Source organism: Bradyrhizobium sp. BRP19, assembly GCF_020194195.1.
In the GTDB taxonomy this organism is placed as follows: domain Bacteria; phylum Pseudomonadota; class Alphaproteobacteria; order Rhizobiales; family Xanthobacteraceae; genus Bradyrhizobium; species Bradyrhizobium yuanmingense.
In genome coordinates this window covers 138,126-164,330 of sequence record NZ_JADYVZ010000006.1, presented here as the reverse complement: position 1 = coordinate 164,330, position 26,205 = coordinate 138,126, and the positions used below count along the sequence as shown (strand labels likewise).

General features: G+C 65.6%; 25 protein-coding genes. 13 read left to right on the top strand and 12 right to left on the bottom strand.

Annotated features, from left to right (window positions below; translation table 11 throughout):
* The first annotated feature begins 75 nt into the window (after positions 1-75).
* On the top strand, positions 76-1,164 hold the full coding sequence (gene hrcA / locus I6F36_RS20705) for a heat-inducible transcriptional repressor HrcA (RefSeq protein ID WP_036003234.1): 1,089 nt from the start codon (positions 76-78) through the stop codon (positions 1,162-1,164).
* A gap of 94 nt (positions 1,165-1,258) precedes the next feature.
* Positions 1,259-1,876 (top strand): nucleotide exchange factor GrpE, encoded by a 618-nt coding sequence (grpE, locus tag I6F36_RS20700; protein ID WP_036003237.1) that lies wholly within the window; start codon positions 1,259-1,261, stop codon positions 1,874-1,876.
* Between the two features lie 152 nt (positions 1,877-2,028).
* On the opposite strand, the gene pncA is transcribed toward grpE, so the two are convergent.
* Together pncA and I6F36_RS20690 are read right to left on the bottom strand one after the other, a co-directional pair.
* Positions 2,029-2,751: a bifunctional nicotinamidase/pyrazinamidase gene (gene pncA, locus I6F36_RS20695; RefSeq protein WP_036003240.1), complete on the bottom strand. Its 723-nt coding sequence runs from the start codon at positions 2,749-2,751 to the stop codon at positions 2,029-2,031.
* A 230-nt stretch (positions 2,752-2,981) separates the two neighbouring features.
* Positions 2,982-3,923, bottom strand: coding sequence for a hypothetical protein (locus tag I6F36_RS20690; RefSeq protein WP_193760603.1), 942 nt, complete (start codon positions 3,921-3,923; stop codon positions 2,982-2,984).
* 394 nt (positions 3,924-4,317) lie between these two features.
* On the opposite strand from I6F36_RS20690, the gene dnaK reads away from it, so the two are divergent.
* The 8 genes from dnaK (at position 4,318) to I6F36_RS20650 (ending at position 11,755) form a co-directional block, all read left to right on the top strand.
* Positions 4,318-6,219, top strand: a complete 1,902-nt coding sequence (dnaK, locus tag I6F36_RS20685) for a molecular chaperone DnaK (RefSeq protein ID WP_225113134.1) — start codon at positions 4,318-4,320, stop codon at positions 6,217-6,219.
* A gap of 272 nt (positions 6,220-6,491) precedes the next feature.
* Complete coding sequence (dnaJ, locus tag I6F36_RS20680; protein WP_225142479.1) at positions 6,492-7,628, top strand: molecular chaperone DnaJ; 1,137 nt, start codon at positions 6,492-6,494, stop codon at positions 7,626-7,628.
* Positions 7,629-7,716: 88 nt separating this feature from the next.
* Positions 7,717-8,316 (top strand): class I SAM-dependent methyltransferase, encoded by a 600-nt coding sequence (locus tag I6F36_RS20675; protein ID WP_036003251.1) that lies wholly within the window; start codon positions 7,717-7,719, stop codon positions 8,314-8,316.
* 55 nt (positions 8,317-8,371) lie between these two features.
* Positions 8,372-8,950, top strand: a complete 579-nt coding sequence (locus I6F36_RS20670) for an NADPH-dependent FMN reductase (RefSeq protein ID WP_225172041.1) — start codon at positions 8,372-8,374, stop codon at positions 8,948-8,950.
* 6 nt (positions 8,951-8,956) lie between these two features.
* Positions 8,957-9,667 carry an orotidine-5'-phosphate decarboxylase gene (pyrF, locus tag I6F36_RS20665; RefSeq protein ID WP_036024347.1) on the top strand — a complete coding sequence of 237 codons (711 nt, stop codon included), beginning with the start codon at positions 8,957-8,959 and terminating at the stop codon, positions 9,665-9,667.
* 26 nt (positions 9,668-9,693) lie between these two features.
* Positions 9,694-10,005: a DUF1330 domain-containing protein gene (locus I6F36_RS20660; RefSeq protein WP_036003256.1), complete on the top strand. Its 312-nt coding sequence runs from the start codon at positions 9,694-9,696 to the stop codon at positions 10,003-10,005.
* A 284-nt stretch (positions 10,006-10,289) separates the two neighbouring features.
* Positions 10,290-11,105 carry a 4-hydroxy-tetrahydrodipicolinate reductase gene (gene dapB / locus I6F36_RS20655; protein WP_109141920.1) on the top strand — a complete coding sequence of 272 codons (816 nt, stop codon included), beginning with the start codon at positions 10,290-10,292 and terminating at the stop codon, positions 11,103-11,105.
* A 26-nt stretch (positions 11,106-11,131) separates the two neighbouring features.
* Positions 11,132-11,755, top strand: a complete 624-nt coding sequence (locus I6F36_RS20650) for a 2,3-bisphosphoglycerate-dependent phosphoglycerate mutase (protein WP_036003261.1) — start codon at positions 11,132-11,134, stop codon at positions 11,753-11,755.
* Positions 11,756-11,906: 151 nt separating this feature from the next.
* Here the strand turns inward: I6F36_RS20650 and I6F36_RS20645 are convergent, their stop codons facing one another.
* Together I6F36_RS20645 and I6F36_RS20640 are read right to left on the bottom strand one after the other, a co-directional pair.
* Positions 11,907-12,803 carry a bifunctional helix-turn-helix domain-containing protein/methylated-DNA--[protein]-cysteine S-methyltransferase gene (locus I6F36_RS20645; protein ID WP_036024351.1) on the bottom strand — a complete coding sequence of 299 codons (897 nt, stop codon included), beginning with the start codon at positions 12,801-12,803 and terminating at the stop codon, positions 11,907-11,909.
* A gap of 54 nt (positions 12,804-12,857) precedes the next feature.
* The gene (locus I6F36_RS20640) at positions 12,858-13,391 is read right to left on the bottom strand and encodes a DUF2244 domain-containing protein (RefSeq protein ID WP_225127992.1); all 534 of its coding nucleotides are present in this window, start codon (positions 13,389-13,391) and stop codon (positions 12,858-12,860) included.
* A gap of 22 nt (positions 13,392-13,413) precedes the next feature.
* On the opposite strand from I6F36_RS20640, the gene nth reads away from it, so the two are divergent.
* Entirely contained in the window at positions 13,414-14,166 is a 753-nt protein-coding gene (gene nth, locus I6F36_RS20635) for an endonuclease III (protein WP_192893023.1), read from the top strand.
* Between the two features lie 20 nt (positions 14,167-14,186).
* On the opposite strand, the gene I6F36_RS20630 is transcribed toward nth, so the two are convergent.
* The 3 genes from I6F36_RS20630 to I6F36_RS20620 all read right to left on the bottom strand — a co-directional run bounded on the left by I6F36_RS20630 (position 14,187) and on the right by I6F36_RS20620 (position 18,086).
* On the bottom strand, positions 14,187-14,927 hold the full coding sequence (locus I6F36_RS20630; protein ID WP_225127993.1) for a sulfate transporter family protein: 741 nt from the start codon (positions 14,925-14,927) through the stop codon (positions 14,187-14,189).
* A 137-nt stretch (positions 14,928-15,064) separates the two neighbouring features.
* Positions 15,065-15,511, bottom strand: coding sequence for a nickel-responsive transcriptional regulator NikR (gene nikR / locus I6F36_RS20625; RefSeq protein WP_197955077.1), 447 nt, complete (start codon positions 15,509-15,511; stop codon positions 15,065-15,067).
* A gap of 124 nt (positions 15,512-15,635) precedes the next feature.
* Positions 15,636-18,086: a heavy metal translocating P-type ATPase gene (locus I6F36_RS20620; RefSeq protein ID WP_225127994.1), complete on the bottom strand. Its 2,451-nt coding sequence runs from the start codon at positions 18,084-18,086 to the stop codon at positions 15,636-15,638.
* Positions 18,087-18,149: 63 nt separating this feature from the next.
* Between I6F36_RS20620 and I6F36_RS20615 the strand changes: the two genes are divergently transcribed.
* On the top strand, positions 18,150-18,425 hold the full coding sequence (locus I6F36_RS20615; protein ID WP_036003300.1) for a metal-sensitive transcriptional regulator: 276 nt from the start codon (positions 18,150-18,152) through the stop codon (positions 18,423-18,425).
* Between the two features lie 153 nt (positions 18,426-18,578).
* On the opposite strand, the gene I6F36_RS20610 is transcribed toward I6F36_RS20615, so the two are convergent.
* On the bottom strand, positions 18,579-19,544 hold the full coding sequence (locus I6F36_RS20610) for a YiiX/YebB-like N1pC/P60 family cysteine hydrolase (protein WP_225127995.1): 966 nt from the start codon (positions 19,542-19,544) through the stop codon (positions 18,579-18,581).
* 189 nt (positions 19,545-19,733) lie between these two features.
* On the opposite strand from I6F36_RS20610, the gene I6F36_RS20605 reads away from it, so the two are divergent.
* Complete coding sequence (locus tag I6F36_RS20605; RefSeq protein WP_225127996.1) at positions 19,734-21,122, top strand: NAD(P)/FAD-dependent oxidoreductase; 1,389 nt, start codon at positions 19,734-19,736, stop codon at positions 21,120-21,122.
* 190 nt (positions 21,123-21,312) lie between these two features.
* Here the strand turns inward: I6F36_RS20605 and I6F36_RS20600 are convergent, their stop codons facing one another.
* From I6F36_RS20600 to rplT, 4 genes are all read right to left on the bottom strand, one after another.
* Positions 21,313-22,083, bottom strand: coding sequence for a sulfite exporter TauE/SafE family protein (locus I6F36_RS20600; RefSeq protein ID WP_225127997.1), 771 nt, complete (start codon positions 22,081-22,083; stop codon positions 21,313-21,315).
* 55 nt (positions 22,084-22,138) lie between these two features.
* A complete protein-coding gene (gene pheT, locus I6F36_RS20595; RefSeq protein WP_225172040.1) occupies positions 22,139-24,547 on the bottom strand; it encodes a phenylalanine--tRNA ligase subunit beta in 2,409 nt (802 codons plus the stop codon).
* On the bottom strand, positions 24,544-25,626 hold the full coding sequence (gene pheS, locus I6F36_RS20590; protein WP_225172039.1) for a phenylalanine--tRNA ligase subunit alpha: 1,083 nt from the start codon (positions 25,624-25,626) through the stop codon (positions 24,544-24,546). Before pheS ends, pheT begins: the two co-directional genes overlap by 4 nt.
* Before the next feature lie 214 nt (positions 25,627-25,840).
* A complete protein-coding gene (gene rplT, locus I6F36_RS20585) occupies positions 25,841-26,200 on the bottom strand; it encodes a 50S ribosomal protein L20 (RefSeq protein ID WP_027550107.1) in 360 nt (119 codons plus the stop codon).
* Between the last annotated feature and the right edge of the window lie 5 nt (positions 26,201-26,205).

The following is a 26,205-nucleotide window of genomic DNA, read 5'->3' as shown; positions in this document are numbered from 1 at the left end:
CGGCCTGCAAACGCAACGCTTGTCAGACGCGGCCCGGATGGACAAATTATAAGGATCCGAGAGGAGTTACCGTCTGTGGCCCATCACGATCCGATCCATCTGATCGCGCCGCGCGCAGGCCTTGCCCAGCTCAACGAGCGTTCCCGCGACATCTTTCGTCAAATTGTCGAAAGCTATCTCGCGACCGGTGAGCCGGTCGGCTCGCGCAACATTTCCCGCCTGATTGCGATGCCGCTGTCGCCAGCATCTGTGCGCAACGTCATGGCCGATCTGGAACAGCTCGGCCTGATCTATGCCCCGCACACCTCCGCCGGCCGGCTGCCGACGGAACTGGGCCTGCGCTTCTTCGTCGATGCCCTGATGCAGGTCGGCGACCTCAACGAGGCCGAGCGGCAGGCGATCCAGAGCCAGCTCTCGTCCGTCGGCGAGGCGCAATCGGTCGAGGCGGCGCTGGACCAGGCCTTGATGCGGCTCTCCGGCCTGACCCGGGCCGCCGCCGTCGTGCTGACGCCGAAATCCAATGCGCGGCTGAAGCACATCGAATTCGTCCGCCTGGAACCGGAAAAAGCGCTGGTGATCCTGGTCGGCGAAGACGGCCAGGTTGAAAACCGCGTGTTGACGCTGCCGCCCGGAGTTCCCTCTTCGGCGCTGACAGAGGCCGGCAATTTCCTCAATGCGCGGATCCGCGGCCGGACCTTGGCCGAAGCGCGGCTCGAGCTCGAGACCGCACTCGGCGAGGCCCGTGCCGAGCTCGATCAGCTGACACAGAAAGTGATCTCGGCCGGCATTGCCAGCTGGTCCGGCGGCGAGAGCGAGGACCGTCAGCTCATCGTCCGCGGCCACGCCAATCTGCTCGAAGATCTGCACGCGCTGGAGGATCTGGAGCGGGTTCGCCTGTTGTTCGACGACCTCGAGACCAAGCGCGGCGTGATCGATCTGCTCGGCCGGGCCGAGACCGCCGAAGGCGTGCGCATCTTCATCGGCAGTGAGAACAAGCTGTTCTCGCTGTCGGGGTCCTCCACCATCATCTCGCCCTATCGGGATGCCGCCGGCCACATCGTCGGCGTTCTCGGCGTGATCGGCCCGACGCGGCTGAATTATGCCCGCGTGATCCCGACCGTGGACTACGCCGCCCGCATCGTCAGCCGCCTGTTGGGGGGCTGACCGGCCTTTCTGCCGATCACGGGCGCTTGATTTTCGCGGGCTTAAGCACGATATCCGGGCCAACATCCCTGAAACGAGTTCGAGATCAGAGCCGATGACCGAGCAAGACCGGCAACCCCAAGACACGACTGCAGCGACCGGCGAGCCCGTGGTGTCGAAACCCTACATCATGCCCGACGATCCCGAGCCGGGTTCGGTCGAAACCCTGCAAAAGGAAGCGGCTGAAGCGCGCGACCGCATGCTGCGGACGCTGGCCGAGATGGAGAATTTGCGCAAGCGCACCGCCAAGGAAGTTGCCGACGCCCGCCTCTATGGCATCACCGGCTTCGCGCGCGACGTGCTCGACATCGCCGACAATCTCCAGCGCGCACTCGATGCCGTTCCGGCGGAGGCGCGTGCTGCGGCTGATCCCGGCCTGGTCTCGTTGATCGAGGGCGTCGAGCTCACGGAGCGCGCGCTGCTCAACGCGCTGGAAAAACACGGCGTGAAGAAGCTGGATCCTCAGGGCCAGAAGTTCGACCCGAACTTCCACCAGGCAATGTACGAAGTGCCTGACGCGTCGGTGCCGTCGGGCACCGTGGTGCAGATCATGCAGGCCGGCTACACCATCGGTGACCGCGTGCTGCGCCCGGCGCTGGTCGGCGTCGCCAAGGGCGGCGCGAAGACTGCGCCCGCGGCGAACAACAACGAATCGAGCAGCGCGGCGAACTGAGTGTTGGCGTCATTCCGGGGCTCGACGAAGTCGAGAACCCGGAATCCATTGAACAGCAGAGACAACCGCACAATGGATTCTCAGGTGCGCAAATTGCGCACCATAGCTCGCGCTGAAGCGCGCCCCGGAATGACGGAAGGATAGCGCGCCGCCTACGCGCTCACCGCGATATCCGCAGACTGAATCCGCTTCACGCCCGCCTTGGCCATGTCGGCCCAGGCCTTGGCGAGCGAGCCCTGCGTGTCGATGCCGCGGCAGGCGTCTTCCACCACATAGACCTCGAAGCCCGCCTTGCGCCCGTCGAGCGCGGTCCAGGCGACGCAGAAGTCTGTCGCAAGACCAGCGACGAAGACGCGCTTGATCTTGCGGCCCCTCAGGTAGCCGGCGAGCCCGGTCGAGGTCTTGCCGTCGGCCTCGAGGAAGGCCGAATAGCTGTCGACGTTCTTGTGAAATCCCTTGCGGATGATGAGCTCGGCGTGCGGGATCGACAGGTCCTTCGACAGCGCCGCGCCCTCGGTGCCCTGCACGCAATGGTCCGGCCACAGCACCTGCTTGCCGTAGGGCAGGTCGACCGTTTCGAACGGCTTCTTGCCGGAATGAACCGACGCAAACGAAACGTGGCCCGGCGTGTGCCAGTCCTGCGTCAGCACCACATTCGCAAATGCCTTCGAGATCTTGTTGATGACCGGCACCACCTGCTCGCCTTCCTTCACCGCGAGGCTCCCGCCGGGCAGGAAGCAGTTCTGCACGTCGATCACGAGCAGCGCGGACGCTTCGTCCGGCTTGATCGGTGCGGCCGCGAACAGCGCGCTTGGCGCGAGCGTCGCCAGCGCCGTCGTTCCAAGCATTGCCAAGACCTGTCGCCGAACCAGCATGTCTACCTCCCCTCCAGGATGATCCAACGGGAGGAAGCCTAGTTCCGTTCGTGTACGAACAGAAGCCCGAAAATGCGGCCGGTTCTGTCCAGCGCGTGGGCTGACAAAGCCCATAGCGCCGTCATCCCGGGGCGCGCAAAGCGCGAACCCGGGATCCATAACCACAGGGAGAAGTTGGGCGAAGGTTCTTCGTGAAACTGCGACCAACCACGATTAGCGCCGGCTTCGCCCTACCCCTTCGGCTGAATCCCGTCGCGCACGGCACGGAAGCGGGTGAAGGCGACTTGCCATTGGTCGCGCGGGGCGCTGGCGATGATGCGCAATGAAGCGCCGCCGCTCGAGAAGCGGATCCACTGCACCACCGTCACCGGGACCTTGTCCTTGCCGCTGACGCCGTCGATCCGGGTCTCGAAGCCTTGCTGGCCGTTGATGCGGATCGGCTCGGACATGGTGATGCGCGACTCGCGCACGCCGGGAATCTGGAGCGCCGCCTCCTGGGCGAAGCGGGCGCGGTCGTCGGCGGCTTGCGGGGTGGCGCCGATCAGGCCGAGGATCATGAACGGCCTCGCCTCGTAGCCCACGCTCTCATCGCCGTCGGCCAGGATGATGCTCGAGCCCGGTGCCAGGGTCTTGATGTCCTTGAAGTCGGCGAGATCGGTGATCTTGAACGGCAGCAGCGCGATCTGCTCCTCGGCCGAGACCTGCCTGCGGGTGGTGGCGCTCGCGAACATCTGTCGCACCGCCTCGTCCGTGTAGATCTTGGTCGCATTCTCCGGGATCTGTACCGCGACATAGCCGGAGAAGCCGGCGCCGGGCACGATCATCGAATACCGCTTCACCGGGGTATCGCCGGCCTTGCCGCTTTCGGTGGTGAAATAGGCAAGGCCAGCGGGGGTCTCGACCTTGTCCTGCTTGACGCCGCCGGTCCCCCCGGGATTGGAATTGAAGGCGCTCACGACCTCGCCATAGGCGGCCGGCGGCAGCTCGGTGACCAGCACCTTGACGTTGCCGTCCTCGCTCTCGAAGCCCGGAAAGGTCTTGGCCGTGCTGAGGCCGATCAGCGGCACCATGCCGAGACGCAAGCCGGGTGGGAAAACGACGTCGGCGGCGAAGGCCGGAAGCGCTGTTACGGCGAGGAGGGCGAGCGCGGCGAGGGGGCGGATCAGCTTCATGGCCACTCTGATTGGTTCACATTGAGGCCGTTCGATGGTCGGCCACGGGGCCGCTTTGTCGCGCGAAGCAGCTGCGCCGGCTGTGCGGTCGGTCCGCCTTTTAGCCGGTTTGGCCTCGCCGCAACAGGGCGGGCGGGCTTGCGGGTGCGGGGGCTTGCCGACGCCCGGACCTGTTAATAATTCCTCACCCGCAAGGGCGGTTGAGCCCGGATATCACCTTCCAAAACCCGATGTTTTAGCGGCAGAAACCTAGCTTCGGTCCTTGCGGGCCCCTCCCCCCCTCCTATATGAGCCTCAATCATCGCAATATCGCGGATGTTTGATCTTAGGGGGTTTCGGTTCGGGTGCCTCTTGGGCCCAGCCAACCTGCCGCAAAAAGAAGGATATCAGGACCATGGGAAAGGTCATTGGGATCGACCTCGGCACCACGAATTCGTGCGTCGCCGTGATGGATGGCAAGAACGCCAAAGTCATCGAGAATTCCGAAGGCATGCGCACGACGCCTTCGATCGTCGCCGTCACGGATGACGGTGAGCGCCTCGTCGGCCAGCCGGCCAAGCGCCAGGCCGTCACCAATCCCGAGCGCACCTTCTTCGCAGTGAAGCGCCTCATCGGCCGCCGCTACGACGACCCGATGGTCGAGAAGGACAAGAAGCTCGTTCCCTACAAGATCGTGAAGGCTTCCAACGGCGACGCCTGGGTCGAGGCCGACGGCCAGACCTACTCGCCCTCGCAGGTCTCGGCTTTCATCCTGCAGAAGATGAAGGAGACCGCGGAAGCCCATCTCGGCCAGAAGGTCGAGCAGGCCGTCATCACCGTTCCCGCCTACTTCAACGACGCTCAGCGCCAGGCGACCAAGGACGCCGGCAAGATCGCGGGGCTCGAAGTGCTGCGCATCATCAACGAGCCGACCGCGGCCGCGCTCGCCTATGGCCTCGACAAGACCAAGGCCGGCACCATCGCGGTATATGACCTCGGCGGCGGTACGTTCGATATCTCCATTCTCGAAATCGGCGACGGCGTGTTCGAGGTGAAGTCGACCAACGGCGATACCTTCCTCGGCGGTGAAGACTTCGACATGCGCCTCGTCGGTTATCTCGCCGACGAGTTCCAGAAGGAGCAGGGCATCAACCTGCGCAACGACAAGCTCGCGCTGCAGCGCCTAAAGGAAGCTGCCGAAAAGGCCAAGATCGAGCTGTCCTCGACGACGCAGACCGAGATCAACCTGCCCTTCATCACCGCGGACCAGACCGGCCCGAAGCATCTGACGATGAAGCTCACCCGCGCCAAGTTCGAGGCGCTGGTCGACGACCTCATCCAGAAGACCGTCGAGCCCTGCCGCAAGGCGCTGAAGGACGCCGGCGTCACCGCCGGTGAGATCGGCGAGGTCGTGCTGGTCGGCGGCATGTCGCGCATGCCGAAGGTCCAGGAAGTCGTGAAGCAGCTGTTCGGCAAGGAGCCGCACAAGGGTGTCAACCCGGACGAAGTCGTGGCGATCGGCGCTGCGATCCAGGCCGGCGTGCTCCAGGGCGACGTCAAGGACGTGCTGCTGCTCGACGTCACCCCGCTGTCGCTGGGCATCGAGACGCTGGGCGGCGTGTTCACCCGCATCATCGACCGCAACACCACGATCCCGACCAAGAAGAGCCAGGTGTTCTCGACGGCTGAAGACAACCAGAATGCCGTCACCATCCGCGTCTTCCAGGGCGAGCGTGAAATGGCAGCCGACAACAAGATGCTTGGCCAGTTCGACCTGATGGGCATTCCGCCGGCGCCGCGCGGCATGCCGCAGATCGAGGTGACCTTCGACATCGACGCCAACGGCATCGTCAACGTCTCGGCCAAGGACAAGGCCACGGGCAAGGAGCAGCAGATCCGCATCCAGGCCTCCGGCGGTCTGTCGGAAGCCGACATCGAGAAGATGGTCAAGGACGCCGAGGCCAATGCCGAGGCGGACAAGAAGCGCCGCGAGGCCGTCACCGCCAAGAACGAGGCGGATGGCCTGGTGCATTCGACCGAGAAGGCTTTGGCCGAGCACGGCTCGAAGGTTGCCGAGACCGAGCGCCGCGCCATCGAGGATGCCGTCAGCGACCTCAAGGAAGCGCTGAAGGGCGACGATGCCGAGGCGATCAAGGCCAAGACCCAGACGCTGGCGCAGGCTTCGATGAAGCTCGGCGAGGCCATGTACAAGCAGCAGGCCGAGGCCGACGCCAAGAAGGATGCGGCCAAGGACGACGTCGTCGACGCGGAATTCACCGAGGTCGACGACGACAAGAACAACAAGAAGTCCGCTTAAGCCCCGAGAGGGTGACGATGCGGACGGCTTGGACCCCACACACGCTACCGGCCTCCTCCCTTGCGGGGGAGGCCGTCGTGTCGGGACGGACGGGCCAGGACTCCTTTCAAGACTCCTTCAAAGTCGGCCCCGTTACGATCGATCAATTCCCAGCCGTTATTCTCAGCGCTGCCAGGCTGCCCTCCGCCGCAAGGTCGAAGGGCGCTCATACCGCCGCATGTCAGCGTTGTTCCGCGCCAACTTGAATCGCGATTGGATAGACCGAGCTCATCATGTCCACGTCCACCAAGCGCTGCTATTACGAGACCCTCGAAGTCGAACGCGACGCCGACGAAGGCAAGCTGAAATCGTCGTTCCGCAAGCTGGCGATGAAATTCCATCCCGACCGCAATCCCGGGGATGAGACCAGCGAAGTCAAGTTCAAGGAAATCAATGAGGCTTACGAGGTCCTGAAGGACAAGGACAAGCGCGCCGCCTATGACCGTTACGGCCACGCCGCGTTCGAGCAGGGCGGCGGCTTCGGCGGTGGCGCCGGTTTCGGTGCCGGCTTCGCCTCCTCTTTCTCCGACATCTTCGAGGACCTGTTCGGCATGGCCGGGCAGCGCGGCCGCGGCGGCCGCGAGCGCGGCGCCGATCTGCGCTACAACATGGAAATCACCCTCGAGGAAGCCTTTGGCGGCAAGACCGCGCAGATCGAGATTCCTGTCTCGGTCACCTGCGAGGCCTGCTCGGGCATCGGTGCCAAGGCCGGCACCAAGCCGAAGACCTGTTCGACCTGCGGCGGCGCCGGCCGCGTGCGGCAGTCGCAGGGCTTCTTCACGCTGGAGCGGACCTGCCCGGGCTGTCAGGGCCGCGGTCAGATGATCGAGGACGCCTGCCCATCCTGCTCGGGACAAGGGCGGGTGACCCGCGAGCGGACGCTCTCGGTCAACATTCCGCAAGGTGTCGAGGACGGCACACGGATCAGGCTCGCCGGCGAGGGCGAGGCTGGCGTGCGCGGCGGGCCGCCCGGCGATCTCTACATCTTCCTGTCGCTGGCCCAGCACCAGTTCTTCCAGCGTGACGGCGCGGATCTGCATTGCCGCGTGCCGATCTCGATGGTGACCGCCGCGCTCGGCGGCGAATTCGAGGTGCCGACCATCGACAAGGGCAAGACCAAGGTGAAGGTGCCCGCCGGCACCCAGTCGGGCCGCCGATTCCGCATTGCATCAAAGGGCATGCCGGTGCTGCGGTCGCGCCAGATGGGCGACATGTACGTTCAGGTCATGGTCGAGACCCCGCAGAACCTCACCAGGAAGCAGCAGGAATTGCTGGCCGAGTTCGAAAAGCTCTCCTCCGGCAATACCCAGCCGGAAGCCGAGGGTTTCTTCGCCAAGGTCAAGGATTTCTTCGGCAATCGGGCGAACTGACGCGTCTTGACCGTATCGCCTCCGGCCTATACGTCTTTATGACCATTTTCTGACACGCCGCGGTCCTGCGGTTCCGTCCGGTCCCGACATGCCATTGCCATCGTCCGCGCGTGCGTTGAAGAAGCCTCGTCTCGATGACGAGGTGCGCTTTCTCAGGTCGTGGATCGAAAAGCCCTTGCACATGGGCGCGGTGATGCCGTCCGGCAAGCTGCTGGCGCGGACCATGGCTCATTATGTCGATCCCGATTCCGACGCACCGGTGGTCGAGCTCGGACCCGGCACCGGCGCCATCACGTCCGCGCTGATCGAGCGCGGGGTCGACCAGAAACGTCTCGTTCTCGTCGAATACAATCCCGGCTTCTGCGCGCTGCTGCGCGACCGCTACCCGCAAGCCAAGGTGGTGCAGGGCGATGCCTACCGCCTGCGCGACACGCTCTGGAATGTCTTGAGCGCGCCGGCCAGCGCGGTCGTGTCCGGCCTGCCGCTCGTCACCAAACCGATGCTGACGCGGCTGCGGCTCATCCGCGATGCCTTCACCGCGCTCGCGCCCGGTGCGCCCTTCATCCAGTTCACCTATGCGGTGGTGCCGCCGATCCCGAAATCGCTATCCGGCGTGTCCACAGAGGCCTCGGAACGGATCTGGATGAACCTTCCGCCGGCCCGCGTCTGGGTGTATCGCAAGCATTAAATCCGCCGGCTCCTCTTTGCGCGGCGGGCTCGTTTCGCCGAATGCATGAGATTGGATGCCAGCCCTCAAGATCCTGATCATTCCCGGCTCGCTGCGCACCGGCTCGCACAATGCGAAGCTGGCGGCGGTGGCTGCTTACGAATTCGTCCAGGTCGGCGTCGACGTCACCCGCATCTCGCTCGCCGATTTTCCGCTGCCGATCTATGACGGCGATCTCCAGGCCAAATCCGGCGTGCCCAAGCACGCGATCAATCTGAAGCGCATGATCGGCGCGCATCACGGCGTCCTCATCGTCTCGCCCGAATACAACGCCTCGGTGCCGCCGCTGCTGAAGAACGCGATCGACTGGGTCAGCCGCGTGCACGAGCTGCACGAGGCGCGCGGAGAGGTGTTCCGCAACCGGGTCTTCGCGCTTGCCGGCGCGTCGCAGAGCCGGTTAGGTGCTGCTCGCGCGCTGCAGGCGCTGCGGCTGATCCTCTCCGCCTGCCACGCCAACGTGATTGCCAGCCAGCTCACGCTCGCCTTTGCCGACCAGGCCTATGACGATAGGGACAGGCTGAAGAACGAGGGCGATATCGCCGCGCTGAAGCAGCTGGTGGCGCAATTGATCGACGTTTCCCAACGCATGATGTGAGGTGACATGACGCCAGCCGAGATCGCCCCGAAGGACCGCCTGATCGTTGCGCTCGATCTGCCGAGCGTTGATGCCGCGGAGGCGATGATCGCGAAGCTCGGCGACAGCGTCACGTTCTACAAGATCGGCTATCAACTCGCTTATGCCGGCGGCCTGCCGCTGATCGGCAAGCTCGCTGATGCGGGCAAGAAGGTGTTCGCCGATCTCAAGATGCACGACATCGGCAACACCGTGACGCGCGGCGTGGAGAGCGTCGCCAAGCTGGGCGCGACCTTCGTCACCGTGCACGCCTATCCGCAGACCATGAAAGGCGCCGTCGAAGGCCGCGGCAGCGCCAGCCTGAAGATCCTCGCCGTGACGGTGCTGACGTCCTACGACGACGACGATTTGCATGCAGCCGGTTATCGGCTCAGCGTGTCGGAGCTGGTCGAGGCGCGTGCGCAGCAGGCGCAGGTGCTCGGTGTCGATGGCCTCGTGTCCTCGCCGGAGGAGGTGGGTAGCCTGCGCAAGATCGTCGGCCACCAGATGAGCCTAGTCACCCCCGGCATTCGTCCGGCGGGCGCCGCCAGCGGCGACCAGAAGCGCATCATGACGCCTAGCCGTGCGATCGCCGCCGGCGCGGATTATCTGGTCGTCGGGCGCCCGGTTGTGGAAGCCGCCGATCCCAAGGCGGTCGCGGACACCATCCACGCCGAGATCGCGCAAGCGCTCGGCTAACCCACTAAACAACAGGGAGAAGAACAATGGCAAAAGGCTACTGGATCGGGCGTGTCGACGTCAGCAATGACGAGGGCTATAAGCCCTACGCCATCGCCAACGGCCCGATCTTCAAGAAATGGGGCGGCCGCTTCGTCGTCCGCGCCGGCAAGTTCACCGCCGTCGAAGGCGCCAGCCGCAACCGCAACGTCGTGATCGAATTCCCTGACTACGAGACCGCGCTCGCCTGCTACAACTCGCCGGAATACCAGGCCAACATCAAGGTGCGCCAGCCGCACTCGATCGCCGACCTCATTGTCATCGAAGGCTACGACGGCCCGCAGCCGCAGGACGGCTGAGGCTCGATCCCGTCTTACCCTCCCTGGAGGGGCCTGGAGGGGAAGGGTCGATCGCGCGCAGCGCGAGCGGGGCGGGGTGATCTCTCCACCGGGCACTGTTCGTCGCGGAGAGACCGTCACCCCACCACGCAATCTCGCTTTGCTCGATCGCGTGCCGACCCACGGGCGAGCTACGCTCGTCCCGGACCCCTCCAGGGGAGGGTAAGAGCGCCTGCGCCCCCCGATTCCCCTCGGTTGCCGGAACTGCCTCCCCCCGCTACAACGGCCTCGAAGAGGATCGCACCATGTCCGACATGCGCTTGATTGTTGCGGGAGCCGGCGGCCGGATGGGCCGGGCGCTGGTGCGGGCGATTGCTGAAAGCGAGGGCGCCGTGCTGGCCGGCGCGCTGGAGGCGCCGGGCTCCCAGCTGCTCGGCAAGGATGCCGGCGTGCTCGCCGGCCTGCCCGCCAACGGCATCAAGCTCTCCGCCGATCTCTGGGCGATGTGCAAGGAGGCCGACGGCATCCTCGATTTCACAGTGCCTGCGGCGACCATCGCCAATGTCGCGATCGCCGCCGAACGCGGCCTCGTGCACGTCATCGGCACGACCGGCCTGTCCGGCTCGGACAATGCCGTGATCAAGAGCGTCACCAATCGCGCCGTGGTGGTGCAGTCGGGCAATATGAGTCTCGGCGTCAATCTGCTCGCCGCCGTGGTCAAGCGCGTTGCCAAGGCGCTCGACCAGAGTTTTGATATCGAGATCGTCGAGACCCATCACCGCATGAAAGTCGATGCACCCTCGGGCACCGCGCTGATGCTGGGGCAGGCCGCAGCGAGCGGCCGCGGGGTTACTCTCGATGACCATTCCGAACGCGGCCGGGACGGCATCACCGGCGCCCGTCGGCCGGGCAATATCGGCTTCGCCTCCTTGCGCGGCGGCACCGTGGCCGGCGATCACAGCGTGACCTTCCTCGGCCCGTTCGAGCGCCTGACGCTGTCGCATCAGGCCGAGGACCGCATGCTGTTCGCCCATGGTGCGCTCAAGGCGGCGCTGTGGGCGCACGGCAAGAAGCCGGGGCACTACACCATGGCCGACGTGCTCGGCCTCGACGATATCTGATCCAATCAAGCAACGGAAAGCAGTCAATGAGCGAACGCCTTCTCGTGCTCGTGCGCCACGGCCAGAGCGAATGGAATCTGAAGAACCTGTTCACGGGCTGGAAGGACCCTGACCTCACCGAGCTCGGCGTGAAGGAAGCCAAAGAAGCCGGCCGCAAGCTGAAGGCACAGGGCCTGGTGTTCGACGTCGCCTACACCTCGGTGCTGACGCGCGCGCAGCACACGCTCGATCTCATCCTCGCTGAGCTCGGCCAGGAGGGTCTGCCGACTTCGAAGGACCTCGCGCTCAACGAGCGCGACTACGGCGATCTCTCCGGTCTCAACAAGGACGACGCCCGCAAGAAATGGGGCGAGGAGCAGGTGCTGATCTGGCGCCGCTCCTACGACGTGCCGCCGCCCGGCGGCGAAAGCCTGAAGGACACGCTCGCGCGCGCGTTGCCGTACTACGTGCAGGAGATCCTGCCCGGTGTGCTCAACGGCAAGCGCACGCTGGTTGCCGCCCACGGCAACTCGCTGCGCGCGCTGATCATGGTGCTGGAGAAGCTCTCGCCCGAAGGCATTCTGAAGCGCGAGCTCGCCACCGGCGTGCCGATCATCTACCGCCTCAACGCGGATTCGACCGTGGCCTCGAAGCTGGATCTGGCGGGGTAGACTTTGCCGCAAGCGCGGTGCCGTAGGGTGGGTTAGACGGCGACTGCGCAAAGCGCAGTCGCTGGCGTAACCCACCACTTCTGTTCTGCGGAAACCAGAGAGGTGGGTTACGCTGCGCTAACCCACCCTACGAAATCCTACTGCATCTTGCCTACTGCAGCCCAAGCTGCCCGGCCTCCCAGCCCAGCATCGCCTGCTTGCGGGTGATGCCCCAATGATAGCCGGTGAGCGTGCCGCTCTTGCCGAGTGCGCGGTGGCAGGGCACGACGAAGGAGACCGGGTTCTTGCCGACGGCGGCACCGACGGCGCGTGAAGCCTTGGGATTCCTGATGTTGCAGGCGATGTCGGAATAGGACACTGCGCGGCCCATCGGAATCTTCAAGAGCGTCTCCCACACCCGCACTTCGAAATCGGTGCCGATCAGCACCACGCGCAGCGGCTGATCCGGCCGCCACAATTTTGGATCGAAGATGCGCGCGGCGAGCGGCGCGGTGCCTTCGTGATCTTCCACATAGGTGGCGTTCGGCCAGCGCCGCGTCATGTCGGCGAGCGCGATCTTCTCCTCGCCGTGATCGGCGAAGGCGAGGCCCGACAGGCCGCGATCGGTGGCGATCACGATCGCGGTGCCGAACGGCGAGGAATGGAAGCCGTAGCGCAGGGTGAGGCCGGCACCGCCGTTCTTCCATTCGCCCGGCGACATCGCTTCATGGGTGACGAAGAGGTCGTGCAGCCGGCCCGGCCCGGACAGGCCGGAGTCGAGCGCCGCGTCAAGGATGCTGGCGGAATCCCTGAGCAGGTTCTTGGCGTGGTCGAGGGTGAGTGCCTGCATGAAAGCCTTCGGCGTGATCGAAGCCCAGCGGCGGAACAGATGGTGCAGCTCATCCGGCGTGACGCCAGCGGCATCCGCCATCGCCTCGATGGTCGGTTGCGCGCGCCAGTTCGCCGAGATGAAGGCGATCGCCCGCCGCACCGAATCATAGTCGCGCAACGCGGCGTTCTGGGTGCCCGGCCTGGCCAGGCGCTGGTCATGTATCGCAAGGGTCATCATGACCGGAAATGTAGGGGAGGCGCTGGCGCGAAACCACCCGATTTCCGACTGTGCTCAGGTCGCCGGATGATAGGTCGGGCCGCGCCGCGCGGCGTTGAGAGCCCCCACCAAGGCATTGTAAAAGCTGGCCTTTTCTGCCGGCCCGAGAAAGCCCGCGATGAGCAGGCGGCGGCCGCGGGAGATCAGATAAAGGTGCTCGATGCCGTATTCCTCATCGACCTCTTGGTCGAGCCGGACCCAGAGCGGATTGAAGGTCCATTCGGAAACCTGGCCACGATGGCTGACGCGCCGCACCCGCAATTCCGACGGCGTCACCACGATTTCCTCGCTGGCCCGTGCGGCGCGAAAATTGACCTTGAAGGCCCACCAGATCACGAGCACGTCGAGACCGAAGAAGCCGAACACCGGCCAGGCGCCCATCATCAGGAAAGTGAGGCCTGTGACGAAGCCGACGGCGCTCAGGAACAGCATCACGGCGAGAAAGCCGGTGCGGTTCAGCGAGCGGTGCGGCGTCAGCAGCGCGGAGAAGATCTGAGGCTCATCCTCGCTCTCAGATCGCGACCGCGCTATTTCGTTGCCTGTGCTCATCGTCCATCAGTATATCCCGATCATGGCGAAAATCACCCGCAAGCCGGTCCCGCGCAAAGCGGCGGTGCCGAAGAGAACGGCAAGACCGGTCGCGACCAAGCCGAAAGCGCCCGCGAAGAAATCACTTAAAGCCACAAGACCGTGGACGCCGGCCGAGGTCCACGAGGTCTTCAGCCGTTTCCGCAAGGCCAATCCGGAGCCCAAGGGCGAGCTCGAGCACGTCAACCCGTTCACGCTGCTGGTCGCGGTGGTGCTGTCGGCACAGGCGACCGATGCCGGCGTCAACAAGGCGACGCGTGCGCTGTTCGACGTTGCCGACACCCCGCAGAAGATGCTCGATCTCGGTGAGGAGCGCTTGCGCGACTACATCAAGACGATCGGACTCTACCGCACCAAGGCCAGGAACGTGATCGCGCTGTCGGCCAAGCTGCTCAATGAATTCGGCGGCGAGGTGCCGCGCACGCGCACGGAGATCGAGTCATTGCCCGGCGCAGGTCGCAAGACCGCCAACGTCGTGCTCAACATGGCCTTCGGCGAGCACACCATGGCGGTCGACACCCATGTCTTCCGCGTCGGCAACCGCACGGGCCTAGCGCCCGGCAAGACGCCGCTGGAGGTCGAGCTTGGCCTGGAAAAGGTGATCCCGGCCGAGTTCATGCTGCACGCGCATCATTGGCTGATCCTGCACGGCCGTTATACGTGCCTCGCGCGCAAGCCACGCTGCGAAGTCTGCCTGATCAACGATCTCTGTCGCTGGCCGGAGAAGACGGTGTGAGGCAACGCCGCCCCGGGCCGCTATCGCACCTGCCGCGCCGGCTCGATCAGCTCGGGCCGGGGGCCTGACAGGCGCTTGTGCATGTGGACCATGAAGGCCATGCCGAAGATCGGTGTCGCCAGGTTCACGATCGGAATCGAGACGAAGGCGGCGATGAACAGGCCGGCGGTGAAGACCGTCGCGGCATTGTCGCGCCGCATCGCCTTGGCTTCCTCCGGCGGGCGGAAGCGCATCGCGGCGAGCTCGAAATATTCACGGCCAAGCAGCCAGGCGGCGGCGAGGAAGAAGATCAGGAAACCGGCGCCGGCGAACAGCACCAGCGGCAGAGCGGCGAGATAGACCAGGATGGCCACGAGCGCGGTCTTGATGCCCTCGAGCATCGCCCGGCTGAACGGCAGTGCCGCGCCCGGCCGCTCGGCCGGATAATGCTCGCGCTCAACGATGTCGGCGACGTCGTCGACGAACAGGCTTGCCACGAGCGAGGTGATCGCCGGCATCAGGAAGATGCCGCCGAACACGACGCCGAGACCCGTCGCGATCGAGACGATCCAGGACAGAACCTCGATCGATGAATGCCAGCCCGGCCCGAGCAGGCCTTCCAGCCACACCTCGCCGGAGGTCGCAAACCAGCTGAGCAGCCGCTGCAAGCCGATCGCCAGCACGGTGATCAGCACCAGCGCAAGCCCGATCGACCGCCACAGGATCGAGCGCATCGGCGGCGAGATCAATTGCGACAGCGCCCTAATGGCGGCATCCAGCATGGGGGACCCTCTGAGGTAGACACTGCGCGAGAGGTAGACACCGGATGCGGCTTCGGCAAGGGCGGTGGGCCGTCTCCCCTTGTCGGTGAAGGTGGCGCGATTTCTTCTTTACCCTCCCCTGGAGGGTAAGATTCAGCCTAGTCGTGTCTATGCCCGTGCTTGCGCGCCTTCGCCGGCTTGCCATTCCCGGTCGGGATCATCACCACGCGGCCGTAGCGCACGCCGCGTTCGGCGATGATGTGGTCGGCGAAATGTCTGACTTCGGAGGCAGCGCCGCGCAACGCCGTCATCTCCATGCAATTGTTGTCGTCGAGGTGAACATGCAGCGTCGCCAGCGCGAGGTCGTGGTGGCCGTGGAATTCCTGCACCAGCCGTTTCGACAGATCGCGCGCCGCGTGGTCATAGACGTAGACGAGGCCGGCGACGCATTGGCCAGTTTGCGCGGTGTCCTCGGCGCTCTGCTGCAGGCCGGCGCGCGCGAGGTCACGGATGATCTCGGAGCGGTTCTGGTAACCGCGCGCTTCGGCCGCGGCGTCGATCTCCGCCAGGAGATCGTCCTCGATCGTGATGGTAATCCGCTGCATCAGATGCTCCCGCTTATGTCCTCTGAACCGTAGCCCGGATGGAGCGAAGCGCAATCCGGGACGGTGCAATATGCGGCAGGACCCCCGGATTTCGCTTACGCTCCATCCGGGCTACACAGCGTCCTTACAGCCGCGTCGCACGCAGCCGCAGCGCGTTGCCGACCACGCTCACCGAGGACAGCGCCATCGCCGCCGCGGCGATGATCGGGGAGAGCAGCAGACCGAACGCCGGATAGAGAACGCCGGCGGCGATCGGAATCCCGGCGGCGTTGTAGACGAAGGCGAAGAACAGGTTCTGCCGGATGTTGCTCATCGTCGCCTGCGACAGTTTTCGCGCGCGGACGATGCCGACGAGGTCGCCCTTGAGCAGCGTCACGCCGGCGCTCTCCATCGCCACGTCGGTGCCGGTGCCCATGGCGATGCCGACCTCGGCCGCCGCCAGCGCCGGGGCGTCGTTGACGCCGTCGCCGGCCATGGCGACGCTGCGGCCGGCCTTCTGCAGCTTGGTCACCACCGCGCTCTTCTGGTCGGGCAGCACTTCGGCCTCGACCTCGGCAATGCCGAGCCGGCGCGCCACGGCCTCGGCCGTGGTGCGGTTGTCTCCGGTCAGCATGATCACCTTGATGCCTTCCGCCGCGAGCGCCTTCAGCGCCTCCGGCGTCGAGGCCTTGACCGGATCTGCGATCGCAAACAGGCCGGCAAGCCGGCCGTCGACGGCCATGTTGATCACGGTGGCGCCGTCACCGCGCAGCCGCTCGGCTTCGGCGGCAAGCGAATGGGTGTCGACGCCGATCGACGACAGATATCTGGCATTGCCGAGCACGATGGTCTTGCCGTCGACCTTGCCCGTCGCGCCCTTGCCCGTCGGCGAGTCGAACTGCTCGACCTGGCCGAGGGTGAGCTGCTTTTCCTTGGCCGCGCGCACGATGGCGTCGGCCAGCGGATGCTCGCTGGCGCGCTCGACGGTGGCCGCCAGCCGGAGGATGTCTTCTTCCGCGAAGCCGGACGCCGGCGCGATCGTCACCACCTTGGGCTTGCCTTCGGTCAGCGTGCCGGTCTTGTCGACCACCAGCGTGTCGATCTTCTCCATCCGCTCCAGCGCTTCGGCGTTCTTGATCAGCACGCCGCCTTGCGCGCCGCGGCCGACGCCGACCATGATCGACATCGGGGTGGCCAGGCCCAGCGCACAGGGACAGGCGATGATCAGCACGCTGACCGCGGCGACGAGGCCGAAGGCGAGCCGCGGCTCCGGTCCGAACCAGGCCCAGGCGACAAAGGCCGCGACGGCGATGACGATCACCAGCGGCACGAACCAGCCGGAGACCTGATCGGCTAGGCGCTGGATCGGCGCGCGCGAGCGCTGCGCATCCGCGACCATCTGCACGATCTGCGACAGCAGCGTCTCGCGCCCGACCTTGTCGGCGCGCATGATGAAGCTGCCGGACTGGTTCAGCGTGCCGGCGATGACTTTTGCGCCAGCCTCCTTGGAGACCGGCATGGATTCGCCCGTCACCAGCGATTCATCGAGCGACGAGCGGCCTTCGAGGATGATGCCGTCGACCGGCACCTTCTCGCCGGGACGGACGCGCAGGCGATCGCCGGCGTGCAGCGTGTCGATCTCGACCTCGTGCTCGCTGCCGTCGGCGTCGACGCGGCGCGCGGTCTTCGGCGCGAGCTGCAGCAGCGCCTTGATCGCGCCCGAGGTCGCATCGCGGGCGCGCAGCTCCAGCACCTGGCCGAGCAGCACCAGGACGGTGATGACGGCGGCCGCCTCGAAATAGACTGCGACCGCGCCCTCATGGCCGCGGAAGGTGGCGGGGAAGATCTGCGGCGTGACCGTGCCGAGCACGCTGTAGACATAGGCAACGCCCGTACCCATCGCGATCAGCGTGAACATGTTGAGATTGCGCGTCAGCAGCGATTGCCAGCCGCGAACGAAGAACGGCCAGCCGGCCCACAGCACCACGGGCGTTGCAAAGACGAGCTGGATCCAATTCGACACGGTCGGATCGATCCAGCTGTGGGGGCCCGCGAGGTGGCCGCCCATCTCCAGCGCGATCGGCGGCAGCGACAGCACGCCGCCGATCCAGAACCGTCGCGTCATGTCGGCGAGCTCGGGATTTGGGCCGGTCTCAAGGCTTGCGACCTCAGGCTCCAGCGCCATGCCGCAGATCGGGCACGTGCCCGGACCGACTTGGCGGATCTGCGGGTGCATCGGACAGGTGTAGATCGTGCCCGCGGGCATCTCCGGTTCGGGCGCCTTGTCCTTGGCAAGATACTTGGCGGGATCGGCGGCGAACTTGGTGCGGCAGCCGGACGAGCAGAAATGGAAGGTCTCGCCGTGATGTGTGATGCGATGCTTCGAGGTCGCGGGATCGACCATCATGCCGCAGACGGGATCTTTGACCTTGGTTGCGGCGTCGCCGTGATGATGGTCGTGGCCGGCATGATCGCCGTGGCCGCCGCAGCACGAGGTAGCCTCGGGCTTCGCCGCCGGCGCTGCAGCTTTCGTGGAACAGCCGCATCCGGAATGCGTTCCCGCGCTGTGACGATGCTCGTGCTCGTTGTTGTTCATTGCCATGTTCCGGCCTTTGCGCTTGGTCTTGAAACCTATACCCGGTAGGGGTATATAGACCCCATGCGCAAGGACATCAAGGCATCCGTCGGAAAACGTCTCGGCCGAATCGAGGGCCAGGTTCGTGGCCTCTCGAGAATGGTAGAGGAAGACCGCTACTGCATCGACATCGTGACGCAAATCGCGGCGGTGCGCGCCGCGCTGCGCCGGGTCGAGGAAGAGGTTTTGAAGGATCACGTCGCCCATTGCGTCGAGCACGCCATCGCGAGCGGCGACAAGGCCGACCAGCGCGCCAAGATCGCGGAGCTGATGGCGGTGATCGGACGGGCGGATCGGTAGCGCGCGCTCTCTCCACCGCCGTTGCTTCGCTGCGCTCGTGGCGAAGTCTCGTAGGGTGGGCAAAGCGGAGCGTGCCCACCGTCGGTCAGTGATCGCGCCCGAACGTGGGCACGGCGCTTCGCGCCTTTGCCCACCCTACGAGACCGTGCGAACCTAAGCCGTCTTCTCCCGCGCCCGCGCGCGATACATCGCGAGCTCGCTCAGCTGCACGAAATGCTCGGAGAAAGCCACACTGGCTCGCGCAGGCGGCGCGCTCACTTCTTGAGCCGGAATTTCACCCGACGTCGCTTCGTCAGCCGCTTCAGGAGCGAGCGGCGGCGCCACGAGCGTTTCTGGAAACACACTAAATGAGCCCGCCACCTCCTCGAGCGGCTTCTGCTTGTCGGCCCAGTGCAAGGCGGTGTAGTCGAACCCGTGCACGATGGTGGGTTTGACGACTTCGAAATAGGGCGAGATATCGAAGTCGCGGGGCATGTAGAGCGAGGAATCGCGGATGTGCAGGATCTCGCGCCGTGCGGCGCGGCTGCCGGCCTTGGTGATCTTCGGCAGGATCGGGTAGCGCACGGCGTCGAAGGCCTGCGCGATCAGCGCCGAGCAGATGATCTTGGTCGGGTCGCCCGAGCCGATCGCGATCATGCGCCGGCGCCAGCGCTGCGGTATCGGCAGCGGGAACAGATAGCGCATGAGGTCGACGATGTTCTTGGTGTCGTAGCCGAAGCCGATGCGGTTGATCGCATAGCGGCAGACCGTGGTGCGATCCTCATAGGACAGCCCGACCGGACGGCAGACGCGGGTGTGATAGGGGAAATATTTCGACAGCGGCGCCGAGGTGACGCCCTCGCCGATATTGGCCTCGATCAGAACATGCGGCTCGCCATTGGGCTCCTCTGCCCCATCGATCGGACCGACATAGAGCGCGGCGTGCGACCAAGTCGACTGCGTCAGGTATTTGATGATGCCGGAGATGCGGTTGTTGCCCTCGACCAGCAGCACGTCGCCGGGCTCGATGATGCCGCGCAGATGCTCGGGGTCGCTCGGCGTGAACGGCTCATAGCCCGGCACCTCCTTTGAGAGGTACGCGGCAATCACCTTGCCGACAGAATCCAGGACCGTCCCCATCTCAACCCCCCACGGCCTTTTCCGGCCGTCTTTTTCCCTTCTCTATCATGGTCGAAACGTGTTGCAATTCGGTTCATCACTCTGTGAGATCAAGCATGGTTGATTCACCATCCTGGTTGCTGCGCAACATCGGATACGGCAAGGTTCGCGGGCTGTTCACGTTCGCCGCAAGTCCCCGGAAACCATGACATGACAATCACGCGCCGCGGCTTTCTTTCGGCGTCGGCGGCCCTTGCGGCGATGCCGGTGCTGCGCGCATCCGCCGCGCCCCTGCCGCGCGAGGCTGACATCGTCGTGATCGGCGCGGGGGCGGCGGGAATTGCCGCGGCGCGGCGTATCTTGGCAACGGGCCGCAAGGTCATCGTAGTGGAAGCGGCCGCGCAAGTCGGCGGCCGCTGCATCACCGACAGCACGACCTTCGACACGCCGTTCGACCGCGGCGCGCGCTGGATGTACAATCCGGACACCAACCCGATGATCCGGCTGGCGCGCAGTGCCGGGCTGGACGTGCTGCCGGCGCCCTCGGGCCAGAAAATGCGCATCGGCCGCCGCAATGCCCGCGCGGGCGAGACCGAGCAGTTCCTGGCCGCCCTAGTGCGCGCCAACCGCGCCATCGACGAGGCCGGGCGGGGCAAGCTCGACACCTCCTGCGCATCGGTGATGCCGAAGGATCTCGGCGACTGGGCCGGCGCGGCCGAGTTCATGCTGGGCGCGAGCTTTGCCGGCAAGGACCTGAAGGAGCTCTCCGCGATCGACAAGGGACGCGCGCAGGACCGCAACGCGGCGATCGCCTGCCGGCAGGGTTTGGGCACACTGATCGCTAGGCTCGCCGAGCAGGCGCCGGTGGCGCTGTCGACGCCGGCGAGCCGCATCGCCTGGAGCAATCGCGACGTCAGCATCGAGACGCAAGCCGGCAAGATCGCGGCGCGCGCCGCCATCGTCACGGTCTCGACCAATGTGCTGACATCGGGCGCGATCAAGTTCGCGCCCGACATTCCCAAGCGGACGCTGGATGCGGCATCGAAGCTCAGCCTCGGTAGCTACGATCGCATCGTGCTGCAGCTGCCGGGCAATCCGCTCGGCCTGTCGCGCGACGATATCCTGATCGAGCAGAGCAATTCGACCCGCACGGCGCTGATGTTCGCCAATATCGGCGGCTCCTCGCTGTGCTCGATCGATGTCGGCGGCTCGTTCGGCCGCGATCTCGCCGAGCAGGGCGAGAAGGCGATGGTGGCTTTCGCCAGGGAATGGATCACGAAGCTGTTCGGCAGCGAGGCCGCTTCCGTGGTGCAGAAGACCAGCGCCACGCGCTGGAACGCCTCGCCTTACGTCATGGGCGCGATGTCGGCAGCCTCGCCGGGCGGCCAGCTGTCGCGAAGGACCCTGGCCGAGCCGATCGGCAATGTGTTCCTCGCCGGCGAAGCCACGCACGAGACGCTCTGGGGCACCGTCGACGGCGCCTGGGAAAGCGGCGAACGCGCCGCCGATGCAGCCCTGCGCAAGATCGGCGCGCTGAAGGACGAGCCGGCCGACGTGCCGACCCAGTCGACGAAGAAGCGGCGCGTGCCGAAGCAGTAAGACGATCAAGCCGCGATAAATTCCACTGTCGTCCGGACAGGCGCAGCGAAGCGGAGCGCAGATTCGGGGCCCATACTCACAGGGAGTGGTTTGGCGAAGACTCGGAGTTGCCACCTTGCCCCATAACCACTCCCCGGGGTTATGGGTCCCGGGCTCGCGCTACGCGCGCCCCGGGACGACAGCGGAGATGTTATCGCAGCACGCCATCCAGCACCGGCAATCCAAAGATCACCGCCATCGCAATCAGCGCGTAGCAGATGCCGCGAAACACCCTCTCGCTGGCGCGGCCGAACAATGAGCTGCCGAACGCAACGCCAACCGCATAGACCGGGCCGACGATCAGCGACAGCACCAGCGATTCGCGGCTGATCAGGCCGGTCGTCGCGTAGCTGACCATCGAGAAGAAATCCGAGGCGCCGAAGAACAGCACGATATTGGCGCGCGCGACCATCGGCGCGATCGGGCGGCCGAGCCAGTAGCCGACGATCGGCGGGCCGCCGGTTTGCGCGAGCCCGCTGCAGAAGCCGGAGAGGCCGCCGATGCCCACCGACAGCCAGGCATGGTCCTTGCCGCGATAGCGCCAGCCCGACAGCAGCAGAAGGAGCAGCGCCGCTACGAAGCAGGAGATGATCCAGCGCGTGGTAACGGGTTCGAGCACGCTGAGGAAATAGGTGCCGATGGGTACGCCGATCAGCGCGCCCAGCACTATCACGGCCGTGGCCTTGCGATCGGCCTTCCGCCATGCATCCGGCAGCAGCGGCGCGGCTGCGACGAAATCGATCACCAGCAGTAGCGCAGCAACGAGCCGCGGCGCCGCGATGCTGCTCGCCAGCGGCATGAAGATCAGCGCCGAACCGAAGCCGGAGAAGCCGCGCGCGGTGCCCGAAATGAAAGCGACGGCGCAGAGCGCCGCCGCAATCGTGAGGCTGACGTCCTTCGGAAGGAAGTCAGCGAACGTCATGCTCTATGACCCTCGAGCATGACGTCGTCCGAAAACCGCTTCACACTTTTCGGCGTCATGCTCGCAAGACGCCGCCGGTCTTCTTCGTGACCTCGGCCACGATCTTCGTTGCGACGGCCTCGATCTCCTGATCGGTCAGGGTTTTCTCGCGCGGCTGAAGCGTGACCGCGATCGCGATCGACTTCTTGCCGTCATCGATGCCCTTGCCTTCGTAGATATCGAAGACATTGACGCCGGTGATCAGCTTCTTGTCGACGCCTTGTGCGGCACGCACGATGTCGCCGGCCTTCGCGCTGCGGTCGACAATGAAAGCGAAGTCGCGCGTAACCGGCTGGAACGCCGAGAGCTCGATCAAGGGTTTTGCGCGCGTCGGCTTCTTCTTCGCCTCGGGGATGCGGTCGAGGATCACCTCGAACACGATCAGCGGCCCGTCGGCGCCGAGCGCCTCGAGCGCCCTGGGGTGCACTTCGCCGAAATATCCGAGCCCGTTCTGCGGTCCGATCTGGATCGTACCGGAGCGGCCCGGATGCAGCCAGCCGGGACCACCCGCCACGATCTGCAGCGCCTGCATCGGCGCGCCGGCGGCCGCCAGCACCGCCAGCGCATCGGCCTTGGCGTCGAACACGTCGGCCTGCGCCGAGCCGGTCCAGTGCCGGCCGAGCCCTTCGGACGAAGCAAGGCCGCGGCGCACGCCACTCGCCGCCATGAACTGGTCCTGCGGGCGATCGCCCTTGAACACCTGGCCGACCTCGAACAGCGCGACATCGCCGAAGCCGCGATCGGCATTGGCCTGCGCCGCCGCGATCAGGCCGGCCAGCAGGGTCGGGCGCATGTCGGAGAGATCCGAGGCGATCGGGTTGGCAACCTCGAGCTCGCGCTGTCCGCCGCCGAACAATTCGGCCGCAGGCTTGGCGATGAACGACCAGGTCACGGCTTCGACCATGCCGCGGCTCGCGAGCGCGCGCCGCGCGCGGCGGTTGCGCAGCTGCAGCGGCGTCAGCACCGGCTTGCGCGGCTCGTCGCCGCGCTCGAACGGCGTCATCGGCACCTTGTCGACGCCGAAGATGCGGACGATCTCCTCGACGATGTCGGCCTTGCCGTGCACGTCGGAGCGCCACGAGGGCACTGCGACCTTTACCACCGGGCCGGGACCCGCCATCATGAAGCCGAGATGGGTCAGGATGCGCTTCATCTCGACCTGCGGCACCTCGATGCCGGAGAGGCGCTTCACTTCCGTGACCGGGAAGTCGATCATGTGGTCGTCGGCGAATGATCTGCCGACCACGATCGTTTCGGACGGCGTGCCGCCGCACATCTCCATCACCAGCTTGGTCGCGAGCTCGATGCCGGGCACCATGAAGGCCGGATCGACGCCGCGTTCGAAGCGGTAGCGCGCGTCCGAATTGATGCCGAGCTTGCGGCCGGTCTGGGCGATGTTGATCTCGTTCCACAGCGCCGATTCGATCAGCACATCGGTCGTGTTCTCGTCGCAGCCCGACGCTTCGCCGCCCATGATGCCGGCGAGCGATTCGACGCCGTGCTCGTCCGCGATCACGCAAATGGCGGGATCGAGATTGTAGGTGCGGCCGTCGAGCGCCAGCAGGCTCTCGCCCTCGCGCGCGCGGCGCACGACGAGATTGCCCTTCACCTTCTTGGCGTCGAACACGTGCAGCGGGCGCGCGCGGTCGTAGGTCATGAAGTTGGTGATGTCGACCAGCGCGTTGATCGGACGCAGCCCGATCGCGGTCAGCCGCTTCTGCAGCCATTCCGGCGACGGCCCGTTCTTGACGCCGCGCACGAGACGGAGCGCAAAGCCCGGGCACAGCGTGGCATCCTCGACCGTCACCTTCACGGGACAGGGGAATTCGCCCTTGACCGGCTTGATGGTGGGATCCTTGAACTTGCCCATGTCGGCGGCGGCGAGATCGCGCGCGATGCCGTGCACGCCGGTGCAGTCCTGCCGGTTCGGCGTCAGATTGATCTCGATGACGGGATCCCCGAGGCCGGCCCATTCGGCATAGGCCGCACCAATGGGCGCGTCCGCCGGCAATTCCATGATGCCGTCATGATCATTGGAGATCTGCAGCTCGGCCGCCGAGCACAGCATGCCGCGGCTCTCGACGCCGCGGATGGTGCCGACACCGAGCGTGATATCCTTGCCGGGAATGTAGGTGCCGGGCGGCGAGAACACGCTGACGAGCCCGGCGCGCGCATTCGGCGCGCCGCACACCACCTGCACCGGCGCACCACCGTCGCCGGTGTCGACCATGCAGACGCGCAGGCGATCCGCATTCGGATGCTGCTCGGCCGAGATCACCTTCGCAATGGTGAACGGCTTCAGCGCCTTCGCCTTGTCCTCGATGTTCTCGACCTCGAGCCCGATCATGGTGAGCTTGTCGGCGAGCTTTTCCAGCGGCTCGTCAGTGTCGAGATGATCCTTCAGCCAGGAGAGGGTGAATTTCACGAGCTCAGCCCTCCGGCAAGCGTTGGCACTTCGAGCGGCTTGAAGCCATAGTGGCTCAGCCAGCGGACGTCGCTGTCGAACAGCTGGCGCAAATCGGCGATGCCGTATTTCAGCATGGCGATGCGGTCGATGCCCATGCCCCAGGCGAAGCCCTGGTACTCGTCGGGATCGATGCCGCAGGCGCGCAGCACGTTCGGATGCACCATGCCGCAGCCGAGAATCTCGAGCCAATCCTCGCCCTCGCCGAAGCGGATCTCGCCCTTGTCGCGGCGGCACTGGATGTCGACTTCGAGCGAAGGCTCGGTGAACGGGAAGAACGAGGGCCGGAAGCGCATGTTGATGTGGTCGACCTCGAAGAACGCCTTGCAGAACTCGTGCAGGATCCATTTGAGATGGCCGAGATGCGAGCTCTTGTCGATGACGAGGCCCTCGACCTGGTGGAATTGCGGCGTGTGGGTCGCGTCCGAATCGATGCGATAGGTGCGGCCCGGGCAGATCACGCGGATCGGCGGCTTCTGGCTCAGCATGGTGCGCACCTGCACCGGCGAGGTGTGGGTCCGCAGCAGCATGCGCGAGCCGTCCTGCTTCGGATGGAAGAAGAACGTGTCGTGCATTTCGCGCGCCGGATGGCCTTCCGGGAAATTCAGCTTGGTGAAGTTGTAATCGTCGGTCTCGATGTCGGGGCCTTCGGCCACCGAGAATCCCATGTCGGCGAAGATGGTGGTGAGCTCGTCCCAGACCTGGCTCAGCGGATGGATGCGGCCGGCCTCAGCCGGCGCATCGCGCAGCGGCAGGGTCACGTCGACGGTCTCGGACGCCAGCCGCGCATCGAGCGCCGCCGACTTCAGCACATCGCGCCGTACCGCGAGCGCCTGGCTGACTTCGTCCTTGGCCTGGTTGATCGCCGCGCCTTGCGTCTTGCGCTCGTCCGGCGACATCTTGCCGAGCGTGGCGAGCAGCGCCGAGATCGAGCCCTTCTTGCCGAGGGCTGCAACACGCACGGCCTCGAGCGCGGCCTCGTCGGCAGCGGCGGCGATGTCGGCGATGATCTGGGCTTGGAGCTGGGCAAGATCGGTCATGGCAATCCCTTTTGGCCAGGATGCTGAGCCGATGATCCTAGCCCGTCACGCCCGGCCAAAAGCGCGAAGCGCATCTTCGCGTTAGATTCGCCGGGCATCCACGTCGGAGAAGTGTATGCGCGAGAGATGACCGCCGGGGCGATGAACGCGCGACACGCGCCTCTGCCCGGGCCATCACAAGCTGAACGCTGCGCAAGTCGCGCAGTGGGGCGGCTTACGCCGCCAGCGCGGCTTTGGCCTTCTCGGCGATCGCTTGGAACGCGGCGGGCTCGCGGATCGCGAGATCCGACAGCACCTTGCGGTCCACGGTGATGCCCGACTTGGCAAGGCCGTCGATAAATCGGCTGTAGGTCAGGCCGAACGGACGGACCGCGGCGTTGAGGCGCTGGATCCAGAGCGCGCGGAAGGTGCGCTTGCGACGCTTGCGGTCGCGGAAGGCGTATTGCTGGGCCTTCTCCACGGCCGGCTTGGCGGCGCGGATGGTGTTCTTGCGGCGGCCATAGAAGCCCTTGGCGGCCTTGTAGACTTTCTTGTGCTTGGCGTGGGCGGTCACACCGCGTTTGACGCGAGACATGACGA